The following is a 15902-nucleotide window of genomic DNA, read 5'->3' as shown; positions in this document are numbered from 1 at the left end:
GGCTCCGGGCTGGGATTGAGATATACGCAGTGCGTATATTATTCCTAGGCGCAGCGATTTGCGAGCAAGATCGAGGCAGGTGCCAAAAAAACCACAGGGTGCGACGCCCCCCCCCCCGGCTTGTACCGAGACGAGCACGAGCCGGATATAGCCAACGCCGCTTGAAAACAGGCCGGGTGGGTAGACGGGCGGGCAAAAACTTTGGGCGCCCCTTTTGGGAGATCATCCCTGCATTGGCTCGCGGGCCGCACGAGAGCCGTGCAGCCGGCCCGCGCCGCCCTGGTCGGGATCACGGGCCCCTTGATCGGAGCATCTGCCCGGATCGAAGGCCGGCGTAATCAGGCCCGCGGTGCGCGCGCCAACGCCGGCCGCTGCTCCGGCACTTCGAACTGCGGCACGCCGGATTGGTCCTGCGGCGCGGCATCGTCATCGCCACCGTTGTCGCCATCGCCTTCGGAAGGCTGCGAGTAGCCGGAATCGGAAGCATGCGCCGCCAGGCTGGACACGCCCAGCGTGAACCAGCAGCCCGCCATGAACACGACCAGGCTCAGGGCATAGGCGATGATCGCGCAGGACAGCGGAATCCAGTGCGTACGCCGGGCATGGCCCGAGACGAGCTGGTTGAAGAGGCTGGCCTGCACCAGATAGGACCAGAACAGGGCCAGCCCGCACAAGGCCAGCCCGCCGGTGAAAGCGACCAGAGGCAGGCGCAGCTCGGCGGCCGTGAGATCGGTCTGGATCAGGCCCAGCGAGCAGAAAATGATCAGGAGCACGCCCAGGCCGTTGAGCCAGGCCACGAACTTGAAGCCCAGGGCCAGCAGCCCGCCCATGGCCTGGTAAGCCGAAGTCTGCCAGGCACGCCCTGGACTCGGATTCATGTCATCGGCCACGATGTCGGTCTCTGCTGGGTTGCCTGGCGACGTGTCGTCTTGCCTGGATCAACGAGGCTGGGCGGTGCTAGAAGAAGGGGCCGACGACGCAGGCGCCGGAGACGCCGCCGGCGTTTGCTGCGAGCCGGTATCGTTTCCCGCAATGGCCCGGGCCGCGGCCGTGGCGTTCTGCTCGGAACCGACCGCGAACACCAGCTCTTGCGACGTGACCGGACGGGAATAGCCCGGCGCGGCCATCATGGTGCGCCCCACCACCAACACCAGGCGCTTGTTGGGATTCTGGGTGGTGACATCGGTGATTTTCTGCCTGGCGGCCGAGTTCAGCTCGAGCGCCAGCAGCCCCGTTCCTTCTTTGTTGGCGCCGGCGCGTATGCCGGTGAGATCGACCCGGGTGAGCACCGGCCGCGGATTGACGTACAAGGTGCCATCGGCAAGCTTGACCGGGGTCCAGCCCTGCTGCAACTGGGTATCGGCCAGGAAGACGCCCACGGAGGCCCCTTGCTGCGTGCCCTGGTGTTCGGTCGTGCCGGGAGCCGATGACGGTGTCGCCGTGGACGGCGTGGCAGCCGACGCAGTCGTGGACTGCGCCGGCGTGCTGGCACTGACATTCTTGTGGGGCATATTTTGGCAAGCGGCCAGCAACATCAGGCTGGCGGGTACGGCGATTCTGCCTAGCATGCGGATTGTCTTCATGAGCTCCCTCGTGGTGCATAATGCACGGCTGATGGTATTAATATGGGCAAGTTTAACAGCATGGCGGCATTGCCCGAGCAACAAGTTTTATCCGCAAAATCCGCCATGTTTCATGACAACGTAAGCCGTACGCTGGCATATTGCACAGTTGTTCGGCATTTGATTTCTGGAGAGCCTCGTGGCTGACAATAAACCCAAATTTTCCGCCGGCCTGGTCGTGGCCATCATCACACTGGTTTTCGCCGTCGCGTTCGGACTGATCATCGCCCATGGCGAACACATGATCAAGGCTCAGGAAACTGGCAGCACCAGCTAAAAATAAAGCATTTGAATAATCGCCATTCGAGCAAGATTGCTTTAGTAGTTGCCTCCTTCGGCTCGAACAGTCATTTAAAAGCCCGGCGAATTTAAAAAATAATCAGGGCGCATTATTTAATCATTATGGCCCAAGCAGATTATTTTGGGCGATCGATTTTTCGACGCAATTTTCCGGCGCAAGGCCGGCCTGACGGGCCGGCCCGATAATCAAAAACCCAAATCCCGCGCACCATAGCCACGGCACGTGGCCGGCCTCACTGCGCGGCCGCCTGTTTCAGCACGGCGCCACGCACTTCGATGACGGCGCTATCCCGCAGTTGCCCCTTCCCGTCCAATAGCTCCACCCGATGCCGGCCGGGCCATGGCGCCCAGGGCGTTTCGGCTCCGGTTCCGACATCTTTGCCGTCCACCTGCCAGCGCACGTTTTGCGCAGCCTGGCCGGACAGGCCCGCGGCGCGCAGCCAGACTTTCTGGTTCAGCGGCGGGATGTCCGGGTCGAGCGCCAGGATGGTGCCGTCCACCGGCTGGGCAATGCGCAGCGCCACGGGTTCGGCGCGCACCAGCGGCGCCCGCAGCCTCACGCGATCGATGGCGGTGTCGCCGATGAATACGTCGCTGCGATCGGGCTCTATACCGCCGTCGAAACTGACGTGGCGCCGGCTCACTTCCGGCGGCATGCCGGGCTCGCTGGCGCTGGCGCCGGACTCCAGGCGCGCCATGACATCGTGCCAGATGGGGCCGGCGCCCGATACGCCCGAGACCTTGCGCATGCTGTCGCCGTGGCTGTTGCCTACCCACACTCCCACTGTATAGCGGCGCGACCATCCTACCGTCCAGTTGTCGCGCATGTCCTTGCTGGTGCCGGTCTTGACTGCCGTCCAGAACGGCGTGGTCAGGGGGCTGTCCATGCCGAAGGTGCGGGCGCGCGCGTGCCGGTCCGAGAGTATGTCGCCCACCACCCAGGCCGCCGCGCGCGTGTACACGCGGCTCCAGGGCCCGGCCGGCGTCCCGGGCAACACGTGCGCCTCGGAATAGCGGCCTTCATTGGCCAGAGCCCGGTAGGCATTGGTCAGGCTCAGCAAGGTGACGTCGGCGCTGCCCAGCGCCAGGCTGTAGCCGTAGTAGTCGCCACTGTGATCCAGCGGCAGGCCAAGACGCAGCAGGCGTTGCTGGAAGGCATCGGGCGTGACCATGACCAGCGTGCGCACCGCGGGGATGTTCAGCGACGAGGCCAGCGCGGTGCGCACGCTGACCCAGCCGGAAAACTGGTTGTCGTAATTGCGCGGGATATACAAGCCGCCGCCCGTGGGCAGGTTCAGCGGCGCATCGTCGAGCAGCGACACCGCGGTCAGGCGTTCCTGCTGCAGGGCCTGGGCGTACAGGAAGGGCTTGAGCGTGGAGCCGGCCTGGCGCAGCGAACGCGCGTTGTCCACCTGCGGCGTGAGCGACAGCATGGGCCCGCTGGAACCGACGTAGGCCAGCACCTGGCCGCTGCGATTGTCCAGCACCACCACCGCGGCATCGCGCACATTGCTCTCGCGCAGCGCGCGCACATTGCGGTCCACGCTGTCCAGCACATAGCGCTGCAGGCCGCCATCTATGGTCGTGGCCAGCGACTGCCCTGCCGCCGCCGGATGACGCTGCAGCAGCCAGCGCGCAAACTGCGGCGCCAGGCTGTCGGTGTCGGCCAGCGGACCCGCCGCCTTTTCCAGGCTGAGCCGCACGAAACCCGCGAGCCCGGTGCATTCGCCGCCGTCTCCCATTTCGCCGAGCAGGCGGCAGGCGCGCCGCCGCAGCACGCCGGGCGACGCATTGGGCCCGCGCAGCAGCACCGCGGCCAGCGCAGCCTCGCGCGCGTTCAAGCCGCTGGGATGCTTGCCGAACAACACGCGCGACAGGGCATCCACGCCCACCAGCTCGCCGCGGAAAGCCGCCAGGTTGAGGTAGGCCTCGAGGATCTGCGGCTTGCTCCAATGCCGCTCGAGCCGCCGCGCCTGCATGGCCTGCTCGAACTTCTGCCTCAAACTGCGCCCTTCGCGCCCGCGGCCATAGCCGGGCTCGAGCATGGCCACCAGTTGCATGCTAAGAGTCGACGCGCCGCGCCGCCGCGTATGCCAGAGATTGCCCCAGGCCGCTGCGGCCGCCGCTATCCAGTCCACCCCCGCATGCTGGTAAAAGCGCCGGTCTTCCGAGAGAATCACGGCTTGCTGCAGCGCCGGGGATATATCGCGCAGATCCACCCAGTCGCCGCGCCGGCCGCGGTAATCAAGGCGCACACGTTCCAGCAAGGCGCCGTGGCGATCGAGGATGCGTACATCCGAAGCCCGGTAATCGAGCCTGGCCTGCCGGTAGCTGGGCAGCGCGGCGCCGCCGTCGCGGTCCGCGGCCCGCAAGCCCATCGCCAAGGCCAGGACCAGCACGGCCAGCGTGACTAGCAGCACTGCAAGCAGCGCTACCCTGCGTGACCGCCGCCCGGCCGGCCCGCGCGGCGCATCAGCGGCTGTCATCGCACTTCACCGGGCATCATCGGCGCCGACTTGCACATCCAGCGGCCGATTATTGGGCAGCACGCCGAACACATCGGGCTGGTACATCGCCTCGACGCGCGTGGGCGGCAACTGGAACTGCCCGGGAGTATTGAGCCGCACGGTGTATTCCACCAGGCTCTTGCCTTGCGGCAGATACTCGTAATAGGCCCGATAGGAATCGAAACCGCGCTCCACGAAGCTGGGCCACGCGGCCGTTTGTTCCGCCGCATCCGAAGGCTGCGCGGCAATCGCCGAGTCGCGTCCTAGGCCGCTGCCCAGTATGGTGGCTCCCGCCGGCACCGGATCGTTCACCACCACCCAGGTGCCGGGCGTCTTGGCAACGACCTCGATCTGCACCCGGTACACGTCGCCGCGCGACCAGACGCCCGGCTTGGCCTGCGACACTGCGCTGACCTTGCGGGTAACGGCAAAGCCCGCCATCAGCGGCCTGGAGACCGGCACCGCGGCCATCGAGCGCACGGTGGCCCAGCCCTGGCCCTTGCCTTGCGGCTCTATCAACAGGCTGTCGCTGGCCGCGGCCCAGGGTATGAGCAGTTCTTTGGAACGCACGCCGTCCTTGGCCGGCAACGCATTCCAGTCCACCGTCGCACCGGCCGGCTGCGTAGTCATGCGCACCCCGACGCGGCCCGAGACCGGCGTGGTCTCGTAGTGCTGCGCGAACTTCTGGATGGCCAGGCTGCCGAGCAGATTGGCAGTGGTGGTGCTCCAGGCGCCGCGGTGCTGCGCATGCAGCAGCCCTTGCGCCATGCGCGGCACGTCTTGTTCCCAGCCGGGCTGGCCGATGACGGTCAGCATCAGCTTGGCCAGGTTGACCTCGGGGTTGACCATCAGCCACCACCAGTCGTTGTCCGGGTCATTGGGGAAAACCATCTCGGTGCCGCGATCCAGCAGGCGCGCGCGCAGCACCTGGGTGGCTTTCTGCAGCTTGGCGGCGCGCCCGGGAATGGCGGGCACCCGCTGCAGCACCGCCAGCCAGTCGATCACCGCCGAGGTCGGCCAACGGTCGGGCGCGATGGCGATGCTGTCCAGCAGCGAGGGCGTAACCGCGCCGATGCGGGACAGGGCTTCCAGCGCCAGCAGCTTGCGTTCATCGAGATCGCGCTGCGGCGCCCAGGAACGGCGCTGTATCTTGCCTTGCACAAAGGCCAACAGGCCCTGGCGCATGGACTGCAGGACATTGTCGGGCAGCTTATAGGGCAGGCCCAGCGCCTGCGCCTCGCTGGTCGCCGACAGTACGTAGGCGGTCAGCACCTCGCTGCCGTAGCGCATGCCGGGGAAATAGCTCAGCAGGCCATCCGCGTCCACATAGCTGGCGATCCGCTGCTGCAAGGTCTGCCAGCGCTGCGCGCTGCGCAGGCCCAGCGCGGTGGAAGTGAGCTGTTCCAGGCAGGTGTATGGATAGCGTTCGAACCATTGCCGCACGCCGGGCAGGCCTCCGGCCAGCGTGGACTGCAGCGTGACGTCGAGGCCGCCGAGCGCGCGGCCGTCGGGGCTGGTCAGGGCGCCGGGCGGCACCGCCACCGGCAGGGCCACGGGCGGATGCTGCGCGTCCACGGCCAGCAGCGTGGCTTGCTGGGCCGTGACAGGCACGGCGGCGATCAGTGTCTGGGCGATGCGCAAATGATCGCGGGCCGGCGCCGCGGCGCCCAGTTCGCGGGCTTGCAGATCCCATTGCAGTTGCTCGGCAGCACCCGTGCCGCGCGCGGGCGGCGCCTGCAGCATCCAATGCACGATGCCGGCAGCCCCTGCGGCCACATGCACAGTGCGCGCGGGCAGCGACTGGCCGGCCGCGGCGCCCGTGTCTTGACCCTGGCCCTTGGCCGCTTGCGGCCGCTGGCCCGCCGAAGCGCCCGGGCCGGAAGCGGCGTTCCGTTCACCCGCATAGGACGCATGGACCTCCACGTCCATCGCGTGCGTCGTGGTGTTGCGCACGGTCACCATGGCCTCGTAGCGGTCGCCGCCGCGCACCAGCGCCGGCAGGCCCGGAATCAACTGCAGGTCCTGCGTGCTGGCGATGCTGGCGCTGCCGGTGCCGAAACGCTCGGCGCCGTAATCGGCCACCGCCACCAGCTTGAAGCGCGTGATGGCATCGTTCAGGGGCACCGTGATGCTGGCCTTGCCGTCCTTGTCCAGTTGCACTGCGGGCTTCCAGAGCAGCAGCGTATTGAGCAACTCGCGTGTCGGACTCTTACCGCCTCCACCGCCAGCGGGCAAGGCCTTGCGGCCGTAATGGCGCCGCCCGACCACCTGCATCTGCGCAGTAGCGGTCTGCACGCCGTAGTTGCGCCGCCGGCGCATGGCGCCCAGCAGGTCCCAACTGTCGTTGGGCATCAGTTCCAGCAGCGCCTGGTCGACGGCGGCAAAAGCCACCTCGCCGTTGGCCGCCGGGCTGCCGTCGGGCAGGCTCACCTGTATAGACACCTGCGCCTTGCCGCGCACCTGGTAGGTCTTCTTGTCGGTGCTTACCTTGACCACCAGTTGTTCACGGCTGTCGGACACCTTGATCTCGGCCAGGCCGTAGCGGAACGCGGGCTTGGACAAGTCGATCAAGGCCGTGGCCGGTTGATAGGGCTCGCGGTCGTGCTGCGAGTACTGGCGATACCAGGCCCGCGGCTGGCGCCAGCCCCAGGTGAAGAACGAATACCACGGCACCTCGCGCAAGCGGCCGCGCAACGCCAGCACGGACACATAGACATTCGGCCCCCACTGCGCCTGCACGGGCAAGCGGACCGTGGGATTATTGCCCTGCAGATGCACTACCCGCGTGTCCAGCACGCCTTCGCGTTCCACCGCGACCAGCGCCGTGGCCTCACGAAACGGCATGCGCACCTGGAAGCTCGCGGTTTCCCCGGGCCGGTAGCTTTTCTTTTCCGGAATGATGTCGATACGGTCGTCGTTCTGGCCACCGAACCAGAGCTCGTCGGCGCCCAGCACCCAGGTCGAGGCCCCGGCGCGCGCGACCCTGCCCTGGGCGTCGGTCACGCTGGCCACCAGCTCGATAGACCCCGGCCCCTTTACCTGCGCCGAGCAGCGGAACTCGCCGCGCGCGTCGGTCTTGCCCTGGCACACCGTGCCCAGTTGCTGCACCTCGGTGTGATTGTCATAGCTGTAATAGCCGCCCACCATGCGCTTGCGGGCCGAATAAGTCATGATGCGCCGCGCCTGCACGGTGATCGCCGCGCCGGCCTGCGGCCGGCCGGCGGTGTCCAGCGCCACGGTGCGCACGCCCACGGGCTTGCCCGCCTGCACCCAGTCATCGGCCCGGATGCCTGCCAGCACCGCGGCGGGCCATACCGGCACCGTCTGCGACAAGGTCTGGATCTCACCGTTCGGGTCGGCAAAACTGGCCTCGAACACTAGATCCTTGGGACGGTCGAACGCCGGCAAGGCATCGATGTCCAGACGCCCGCCTCCCTGCGCATCCAGCACCAGCCGCCGCTTGTTCAGGAACAGGGTTTGCGACTCGTCGGCCGATTCCGCATCCGGCTCGCCGTTCTGCTCGGCCGTGGACACCGGCCGCGGGGGGTAGAAGGAATAGTCTTCGTAGCCCGGGAAGCTTACGGATCTGTAGCGCGCCACGCCCGACAGGCTGACCGGAAGTTGGCCCGCCGGGCCACCTGATACATAGGCCAATTGCACATCGGCGGCCAGCCGCGACGGCGCCACCAGCGTCGTAGCGCCCTTGTCGTCGCTGATCTTCAGGCTACCGGTGAGCACCGGCAGCTTGAACGACTCGACCCGGAACATGCCGCTGAACCAGCGCCGCGACTGCGCGCCGCGACCCTTGCCCGAACGCACCAGGCTGACGCCGTACTCGCCCTGCTTGGCGGCCGGAGGAATGGCGAAGCTGGATTGCGCGTAGGCGCCCCCGCCGGGCGTATGCACCCAATGCAGGCTCTGCCGGTATTCCTGTCCGGATCCGGAATGCTGTATCAACAAAGTATCTGGAAGATCGGCATCATCCGGCACCTTCATGCCGCCGCGCGTCAGCTCGCGTATGAAATGCTTCATCGACACCGTCTCGCCGACCCGCAGCAGCGTGCGGTCGAACACGGTATGCGCCGCCACGGTGGGCCTGGGGCTGGTATCGGTGGGCACGTTGAAACGCCACGACTCGATGCCTTGATCCCAGTCCGAAAACACGAAGGCGAAATCGGCCTTGCCGCGCGCCAGCGGGTGGCCGGCCGGAATGCGGGCGGTGACGAACAGGCCGCTCAGGCCGGTGTCGCGGCAGTAGCTCTGGGCGTGCAGCGCCTCCAGGTCGTGCCACACTCCTTGGGCATCGGTCTTGCCCTCGGCCAGCAAATGGCCGGAACAATCGCGCACCGCGACCGCGGCATCAGGCACCACTTTGCCCTGGTCCAGCGTGGTGACCCACACCAGGGTATCGTCACGGCCGCGTTTCAGGTGCACCGCCAGATTCGTGACCAGCGCGGACGTGCGCACATACATGGGCTTTTCGGGCGCGATCAGTGCCGCGCCCAGCCGCGCCGACTTCACTTCCAGCACATGGAAGCCTGGCGCGACCGGCACGCCTATTACCTCGAAGGGCCGGGTCGCGCCCTTCTCGGGCTGCGGCAGCGCCAGCGTGCGCACTCCCGGCAAGCCCTCTATCACGGGCAGTTCGCGCATGTCGGTCGAGGCAGCCTTATCGGGCTGCGGCTCCTGGTCCGCCATAATGGCGCGCAACTGCGCCGGGGACCAGCTCGCCTCGTTGAGGCGGCGCATGCGCGCATACCAGTGCAGCACATCGACGTCGCTTTGCGGCTCGTAATCGCTGACCGTTCCCGCCGGCACCTTCAGGTCGCGCGCAGCCAAGTCCTGCTCGACGCTGCGCAGCGTCAGCGGCACCGCCGCCGGATAGTCGTCGTCCGACCCGCCCTGCGGCGCATTGGCGAAGCGCTCGATCACCCCAAAGGGCGCGGCCGCGAATTTCACCAGCGGCGGAAACGCCGCAGTGCGCACTTGCAGCGGAAACTCGGAGGCATTGGACAGCGGCCGCCCGGCGTCGTCCTTGAGACCGGCCGGCAGTTCGATGCTCATCTGCGCGTTTTCCGGGAACGGCCCGGCAAAGCGCACGCCCATCGTCAGGCCTTCGTGCGCCGACTGCTCGTCGGGCACGGGGCTGCGCTCGCCGGCGGGCGTCTTCAGGCGTATCTTCTGCGCATCGGCATACGAGAGATTGGCATTGAAATCCAGGCTGATGGGCAATACCGGCGTGCACGCCGCCCGGGCGTTCTCGCGCTGGCAACTGAAGGTGGCCTTGAACGGCGGGCGCACCGTATAGTTGGAAACCGCGGCCTGCGTCGAGGCCACGCCGGACACGGCCTGCACGCCCGGCCCCACGCGCAGTTGGAACTTGGCCTGCGGCGGCAGGCGCCGCTTGCACTGCAGCACCTGTATGGCTGCGTCGTTCCATGAATCCTTGTCTATATAGGCGGCCTTGAGTATGGTCTTGCGCTGCTCGCCGCCGACCAGGCGCACCGGTATCGCCTCGCCCAGGCCCTGGGCCAGGCACCATGTGCCGGCCTGCACCGACTCGGGCTTGACCGCGCCGTTGAAGCGCACGATGAAGACCTGGTCTTCGTCGATGACATTGGCGTCGGGGCGCACCGACAGCACCACCGGGCCGCCGGTGGCAAAAGAGAACTGCGTGCGGCCCGACAGCGGCTTGCCGTCCAGGGCGCGGAAATCGGGCCGCAACTTGGCCTGGCATTGCACGCCCGGGCCGGGCGGATGCGTAAAGACATAAGTCCAGCGGCGCGCATCCAGCCAGCGTCCGCTGCCGGCGACCGAGGCATCGTCGCACTGCAGGTCGAAGGGCGCGGGCGCCTGGGCGCTGCCGAAGGCCACCACCGGGGCATCGAAAGAGACCTTGACGCTTTCCACCCGCGCCACGGTGCCCTGCGGAAAAAACTGCGCGACCTGAGCCGCCCAGGCGCCCGAAGCCGCCCACAACAGCCCGAAAGCCAGCAGGCGGGACGCCCATGCGCTCTTGCCGCCGTGCCCGCCTCCGCGCCGCGGCGACAGTCCAAAAGCCCGCGGTCGACGCGGTGTTCGAGCCAGCATGCGCAGTCCCAGCATCTTGTTCTTTCCCCAGTGCGTGCCGCCGCGGCCAGGCGCCGCGCAGGGCATGTGTCGGAGCGGGAGCGGCGCTATGCCATGCCTGCCGGCAATGCCGGCAGTCTTGCGCAGGTGTTCCGTCCCACTTTTCCGCGCATGATACACGCCGCAATACATCAAGCGTGGGAGCTGAAGATTTGCTTACCGTTTTTCCCCGGATGGGCAGCCCGCGATTGGCCAGCCTCGCGCGGCCGGTCGCATTCTGGCCGCAGCAGCAGCAAGCAAACAAGAAAAAAGCCGCGCAAGTGGCGGCTTCAAGATACTGATATTGCTAAGTAAATATGGTGCCCCCCCCGTGAGTCGAACACGGCACCAACGGATTATGAGTCCGCTGCTCTAACCAAGCATGAGCTAGAGGGGCAAACGCAGGATGGGCGTAGCCCGTGGGCACCCTTTCCGCGCTGAGCTCGCCATTCTAGCAAGGAACGCGAAGCCGTGCAGCACCAGCGCAGGCTGCGGCCGCCCCGTCCAGGGTTCGATAGGGCCGTTAAATAAATATATAAATATTGTTTTTGTATATTTTTTTACTTAGAATGTTCCGGACGATATCAGCAGGCCGCCGGGCACGCGCCCGGGCTCGAACCCGCCGCCGCGGCAGCCGAGCGCTGCCCCGCCCACTTTCCATCCAATCCATAGACACAGGTAAACACCCATGCGCTACGTACGTTTCATCTTCGAAGGCAAGAAACATCTGGGAACCCGCGAGGGCGACAAAATCCGCATTCTGGGCGATGCGCCGCTGGAATCGCTGCTGGCCGAGGGCGTAGACCTGGAAACCCATGCATCGAAGCAATCCGGCGGACGGCTCGTCGCGGAAAGCGACATCACTTTCCTGCCAGTACTGGAGCGCCCCACCAAGATTTTCTGCATCGGCTTGAACTACGCCGACCACACCAAGGAAAGCAAGTACGAGCAGCCCACGTACCCCACCATTTTCCCGCGCTACCACACCAGCCTGGTGGGCCATGGCCAGCCCATCATCCGGCCCCTGGCCTCCGACAGCCTGGACTACGAAGGCGAAATGGCGGTGGTGCTGAAAAAAGGCGGGCGCCACATCGCCAAGGCCGATGCGCTGGACTGCGTCGGCGGCTATGCCCTGTTCAACGACGGCTCGGTGCGCGAATACCAGTTCCTGACGCCGCAATGGACGGTGGGCAAGAATTTCGACGCCACCGGCGGCTTCGGGCCCGAGCTGGTGACCCCGAGCGAAGTTCCGCCGGGCGGTCGCGGCCTGCAACTGGAAACCCGCCTGAACGGCAAGGTCGTGCAGTCGGCCAATACCGAAACCATGATCTTCGACGTCCCTACTCTCATTTCCGTCCTCAGCGACGCCATCACGCTCGAGCCGGGCGACGTCATAGTCACCGGCACGCCCAGCGGCATCGGCTGGGCGCGCGAGCCCAAGCTGCTGATGCATGCCGGCGATGTATGCGAAATCTCGCTCACCGGCTTCGCTCCGCTGCGCAACCCTATCGTCGACGAAGCCGCGCAAGGCCGGGCCTGAGCCGGGACCGCGGATGATCGGGGCGCGGCGTGGCCGCCCCCATCCGTACGCGGCCTGTAGTTGAAACAAACACCAGGCAAGCTGCGCTTCGCAATTCACGAGCAGCAATCTGCAGCCCGCGCGTGGGCTTGGCCCGCAGCCACGAAGGAGACTCGCATCCATGGACCCGAATCAAGCACAGCCGGGCTCGGCGGCATCGACCGATGCGCAAGCCCGGCATGCCGCCGTGCATTCGATCGACCATTACGCGCTGACGGTGCCCGACATCGCCGTCGCCCGGCAGTTCTTCACAGCCTTCGGGCTGGACGTGTCGGACACGGCCGGCGGCCTGGAGCTGCGGGCCGCCGACGGCCACCGCTGGGCTCGGATACTGCCGGGCGCGCGCAAGGCGCTGGCCTACCTGAGCTTCAATTGCCATGCTGCCGATCTGGAACGTATGCGCGCACAACTGGCCGCGGCCGGCGCACGGCAGGCCGACGGCAATATGCTCGCGCAGCATGGCGCCGGCGCCGATGCAGGCATCCATGACAAGGTCGATGCCAGCAATGTCAATGTCGGCGCTGGGGGCGATACCGGCGCCGGCATCCCCGGCCATGACGAGGGCATCTGGTTCTTCGACCCCGACGGCAACCTGCTGCAGGTCAAGCCGGGCTCCAAGACCATGCCCGACACCAAGAGCCCGCTGGACGACATCCATGTGCCGGCGGACGCGCGCGGCGCGCGCTGCCGCTCGCTGCTGCGCCAAGTGCGGCCGCGGCGGCTTTCGCACGTGCTGCTGTTCACGCCCGACGTACCGCGTGCAATGCGCTTTTACCAGGACGCGCTGGGCTTGCGCCTGTCCGACTGCTCCGCCGACATCATCGCCTTCATGCACGCGCCGCACGGCTGCGATCACCATCTGGTGGCCTTCGCCAAGAGCCCCGCGCGCGGCTGGCACCACGCCTCATGGGACGTCGCCAGCGTCGACGAGGTCGGCCAGGGGGCCTCGCAGATGGCCGCCGCCGGCTACAAAAAAGGCTGGGGCACCGGACGCCACGTGCTGGGCTCGAACTTCTTCCATTACGTGCTCGACCCCTGGGGTTCGTTCTGCGAATACTCGGCCGACATCGACTACATCTCGGCCGGAAGCAACTGGCCGGCCGGCGACTACCCGCCAGAAGATTCGCTTTATCAATGGGGCCCGGACGTGCCGCCCTATTTCATCCACAACACCGAAGCCGGGACGGAATCCGCCCATGAATGAAATGCGCGGCGCCGCAGTGCAGGCCGGCGTCGAACCCGGCGGCCGGACACAGGCCTCGATACTCGAGCAGGCCCTGCGCCAGGACTTTATCAACGGCCGCTTCGAAGCCGGCGCCAAGCTGCGCCTGAGAGAGCTCGCCGCCCGCTACGGGGCCGGTGTCATACCCTTGCGCGAGGCCCTGTCGCGCCTGTGTGCCAGCGGCTTCGTGGTGGCTGTGGATCAAAAGGGTTTTCGAGTGGCCGAACTGTCGGAAGACGACCTGCGCGACATCACGCTCGCGCGGCAGCAGATCGAATCACTGGCCCTGCGCGAGGCGATCGCACGCGCCGATCCGGCATGGGAAGCCGAGGTGGTCGCCGCCCTGCACCGTCTCAAGCGCATCGACATCACCGTGCCCGGCACGGACAGGCATATGAGCCCGGACTGGGAGAAGGCTCACGTCGAATTCCATGCCACGCTGATGAAGGGCTGCGCCTCGGCCTGGCTGCAGCGCTTCTCGGCCCAGTTGCGCGACCAGACCGCGCGCTATCGCTACTTGTCGCTGGCCGTGGCCAGCCCCGGGCGCGGCAGCGAGGTGCGGCGCGAGCACCTGGACATCGTGGACGCGATACTGGCCGGCGACGCCGAGCAGGCCTGCCAGGCGCTGACACGGCACTACCAGACCACGGCCGACCTGGTGCTGGCGCACATGGGCGCCGGCGCAGCGCGTCCGGTGACCCGGTCGAACAAGGCCTCGCCCGCCGCCGGCCACGCCTGACCGCGCCAGGCGACGTGCTGGTCGGGGCGCACCAGAGAATAGCGCGCACCATACAGGCCGGGCAATGCGGGCTCGCTACGCTGCACCACATCCAGGGGCACGCCGCGCAGGGCCGCGTGCTGCCGCGCCAGGGCCAGCTCCGCGCAAGGCGCATCGGGCATGGCCAGCAGCGTGAAGCCGGCGCCGAAATGGTCGTACAGCGAACTGCCGTCGTGCATCCAGGCATGCGGCGCCAGGCGGCCGGGCCTGGACGACGGCACGTAATTGATGAAATCCACCGCTGATGAAGCACCGCCCTCTTCGGCCGCGACAACCGGAGAGTTCTCGTAGCTGTCGCCTAGCACCACGCCCAGAGTGGTAAATTCACGCAGCTTGGCCGCGGCGATGCGCGCGCCGACCTGCTGGCGCACACTGTCGCCCTCGGGCCCTTCAGCCTCCAGGCCCGCGGCAACGAGCTGGTTGCCCAGCACCGCATGGTTGGCCACCGACTCGTCCAGCACCCGCAGGTGCACGGGGCGGCGTTCGGCTTCGTAGCTGTCCAGCAGCGCCGGGCCGCCCCAGCCTTGCAGCACCGCCGCCAGCTTCCAGCCCAGGTCGACGCCGTCCGCGATGCCCATGTTCATGCCATAGCCGCCGAAAGGCGGATGCAGGTGGCAGGCATCTCCCGCCAGGAACACTCGCTGCCGGCGATAACGGTCGCAGATCAGCCGGCTGGCCACCCACTCGTCGGTGCTCAGGATCTCGTAGGGCAAGTCGATTCCGGTGGCGCGTCGGATCAAGGCACCGGCGTCCAGCTCGCCACGGCTCATGTTCTCGGGGACCTTGGTGGGCATGAAAAACCATTTATCGCCCCGATCCATGGGGCCGATCAGGCTGGGGACGTCGTTGTTGACTTGCCAGTACATGATGGCGGGCCCGTGCCGATGCGCCGCGGCCAGCCCCGGCGCGCGAAAGACGATGTTGTAGTTGCGCGAAAGCCCGTACTCGCCCTGCATGGCGCCGCCAATGGCCGCGCGCACCGAACTGCGCGCTCCGTCGGCGCCCACCAGGAAATCCGCCGCCACCTCGCTGCTGGCGCCGCTGACGCGATCGAGCAGCACGGCCCGCACGCCGCGGTCATCCTGCTCGAACGACTTGAATTCGCAATTGAAGCGCAACTCCACGCCCGGCAGCGATTGCGCGTGTTCGCGCATGACCTCTTCCACGCGATACTGCGGAATCCATTGCGCGTGTTCCGAATACAGGGGATTGCGCCCCGGCGCGCAGTAAAAGGCGTTCTCGAAGCGCGCCAGCTCGGCACCGGCCAGCCGCGTGACGAACAGCACGTTGGAGGGATAGTCCACGCCCAGGGGCGATGCAGCCCGCAGCCTGTCTGCTATGCCCCAGCGGCGCAGATGTTCGCGGGTGCGCACATTGGTGGTCTTGGCGCGCGGCGCGTAGCCCACCCGGTCATTGCGCTCGACCAGCAGGCACGGTATGCCGCGATGCCCCAGTTCTATGGCCAACGCCAGCCCCACCGGGCCGGCCCCTACGATCAGCACACGAGCGCGGCCCGGCGAAGTAACGGAAATCTCAGAGGACATGGATGCTCCTGCGGGCCGTCCTGGCCGCCATAGGCTTGAAGAGATGCACGAAATCCCGATCGCAGCCGCCGGCCGCAAGAACGTATCGGCCTCGCGGGCCACCGGCGCCTGCAAGACTGCGCGCCATGTGACGCAACCCGGATTTGCGAGGCATTCTACGGAGCCCCACGAGATTCAGTAAGGGTACAATATTGCGCACCTGATACCAAAAATGAATCACAAGCAAATCGCCGGAATTGCGG

The 15902-nt window shown here is 66.9% G+C and carries 9 protein-coding genes and 1 tRNA gene; 4 read left to right on the top strand and 6 right to left on the bottom strand.

Annotation, left to right across the window (positions count from 1 at the left end):
- Positions 1-338: 338 nt before the first annotated feature.
- Positions 339-878, bottom strand: coding sequence for a hypothetical protein (locus KVP10_RS19395; protein ID WP_217966393.1), 540 nt, complete (start codon positions 876-878; stop codon positions 339-341).
- Between the two features lie 60 nt (positions 879-938).
- Complete coding sequence (locus KVP10_RS19390) at positions 939-1583, bottom strand: hypothetical protein (RefSeq protein WP_217966392.1); 645 nt, start codon at positions 1581-1583, stop codon at positions 939-941.
- 178 nt (positions 1584-1761) lie between these two features.
- Between KVP10_RS19390 and KVP10_RS19385 the strand changes: the two genes are divergently transcribed.
- Positions 1762-1899 (top strand): hypothetical protein, encoded by a 138-nt coding sequence (locus KVP10_RS19385; RefSeq protein WP_217966391.1) that lies wholly within the window; start codon positions 1762-1764, stop codon positions 1897-1899.
- Between the two features lie 256 nt (positions 1900-2155).
- Here the strand turns inward: KVP10_RS19385 and pbpC are convergent, their stop codons facing one another.
- From pbpC to KVP10_RS19370, 3 genes are all read right to left on the bottom strand, one after another.
- Entirely contained in the window at positions 2156-4408 is a 2253-nt protein-coding gene (gene pbpC / locus KVP10_RS19380; RefSeq protein WP_343218777.1) for a penicillin-binding protein 1C, read from the bottom strand.
- A gap of 6 nt (positions 4409-4414) precedes the next feature.
- A complete protein-coding gene (locus KVP10_RS19375) occupies positions 4415-10534 on the bottom strand; it encodes an alpha-2-macroglobulin family protein (RefSeq protein WP_246600853.1) in 6120 nt (2039 codons plus the stop codon).
- A gap of 321 nt (positions 10535-10855) precedes the next feature.
- Positions 10856-10934 (bottom strand) — tRNA-Ile (locus tag KVP10_RS19370).
- 291 nt (positions 10935-11225) lie between these two features.
- On the opposite strand from KVP10_RS19370, the gene KVP10_RS19365 reads away from it, so the two are divergent.
- The 3 genes from KVP10_RS19365 to KVP10_RS19355 all read left to right on the top strand — a co-directional run bounded on the left by KVP10_RS19365 (position 11226) and on the right by KVP10_RS19355 (position 14077).
- Positions 11226-12077 (top strand): fumarylacetoacetate hydrolase family protein, encoded by an 852-nt coding sequence (locus KVP10_RS19365; RefSeq protein ID WP_217966390.1) that lies wholly within the window; start codon positions 11226-11228, stop codon positions 12075-12077.
- A gap of 160 nt (positions 12078-12237) precedes the next feature.
- Positions 12238-13320 (top strand): VOC family protein, encoded by a 1083-nt coding sequence (locus tag KVP10_RS19360; RefSeq protein WP_217966389.1) that lies wholly within the window; start codon positions 12238-12240, stop codon positions 13318-13320.
- Positions 13313-14077, top strand: coding sequence for a GntR family transcriptional regulator (locus tag KVP10_RS19355; RefSeq protein ID WP_217966388.1), 765 nt, complete (start codon positions 13313-13315; stop codon positions 14075-14077). Before KVP10_RS19360 ends, KVP10_RS19355 begins: the two co-directional genes overlap by 8 nt.
- Here KVP10_RS19355 and KVP10_RS19350 read toward each other — a convergent pair.
- Positions 13975-15660, bottom strand: a complete 1686-nt coding sequence (locus KVP10_RS19350) for an FAD-dependent monooxygenase (protein ID WP_217966387.1) — start codon at positions 15658-15660, stop codon at positions 13975-13977. The genes KVP10_RS19355 and KVP10_RS19350 overlap by 103 nt on opposite strands.
- Positions 15661-15902: the final 242 nt, after the last annotated feature.

Source organism: Candidimonas humi, assembly GCF_019166065.1.
GTDB classification, from domain to species: domain Bacteria; phylum Pseudomonadota; class Gammaproteobacteria; order Burkholderiales; family Burkholderiaceae_B; genus Candidimonas; species Candidimonas humi.
The sequence above is the reverse complement of the archived record's forward strand: the minus strand, read 5'-3'. Positions and strand labels throughout refer to the sequence as shown.

Excerpts from the sequence above, each read along its gene's own strand:
- KVP10_RS19375 (WP_246600853.1), bottom strand. The coding sequence starts at position 10,534 with ATGCTGGGACTGCGCATGCTGGCTCGAACACCGCGTCGACCGCGGGCT.
- KVP10_RS19395 (WP_217966393.1), bottom strand. The coding sequence starts at position 878 with ATGAATCCGAGTCCAGGGCGTGCCTGGCAGACTTCGGCTTACCAGGCC.
- KVP10_RS19355 (WP_217966388.1), top strand. The coding sequence starts at position 13,313 with ATGAATGAAATGCGCGGCGCCGCAGTGCAGGCCGGCGTCGAACCCGGC.
- KVP10_RS19350 (WP_217966387.1), bottom strand. The coding sequence starts at position 15,660 with ATGTCCTCTGAGATTTCCGTTACTTCGCCGGGCCGCGCTCGTGTGCTG.
- pbpC (WP_343218777.1), bottom strand. The coding sequence starts at position 4,408 with ATGACAGCCGCTGATGCGCCGCGCGGGCCGGCCGGGCGGCGGTCACGC.
- KVP10_RS19365 (WP_217966390.1), top strand. The coding sequence starts at position 11,226 with ATGCGCTACGTACGTTTCATCTTCGAAGGCAAGAAACATCTGGGAACC.
- KVP10_RS19360 (WP_217966389.1), top strand. The coding sequence starts at position 12,238 with ATGGACCCGAATCAAGCACAGCCGGGCTCGGCGGCATCGACCGATGCG.
- KVP10_RS19390 (WP_217966392.1), bottom strand. The coding sequence starts at position 1,583 with ATGAAGACAATCCGCATGCTAGGCAGAATCGCCGTACCCGCCAGCCTG.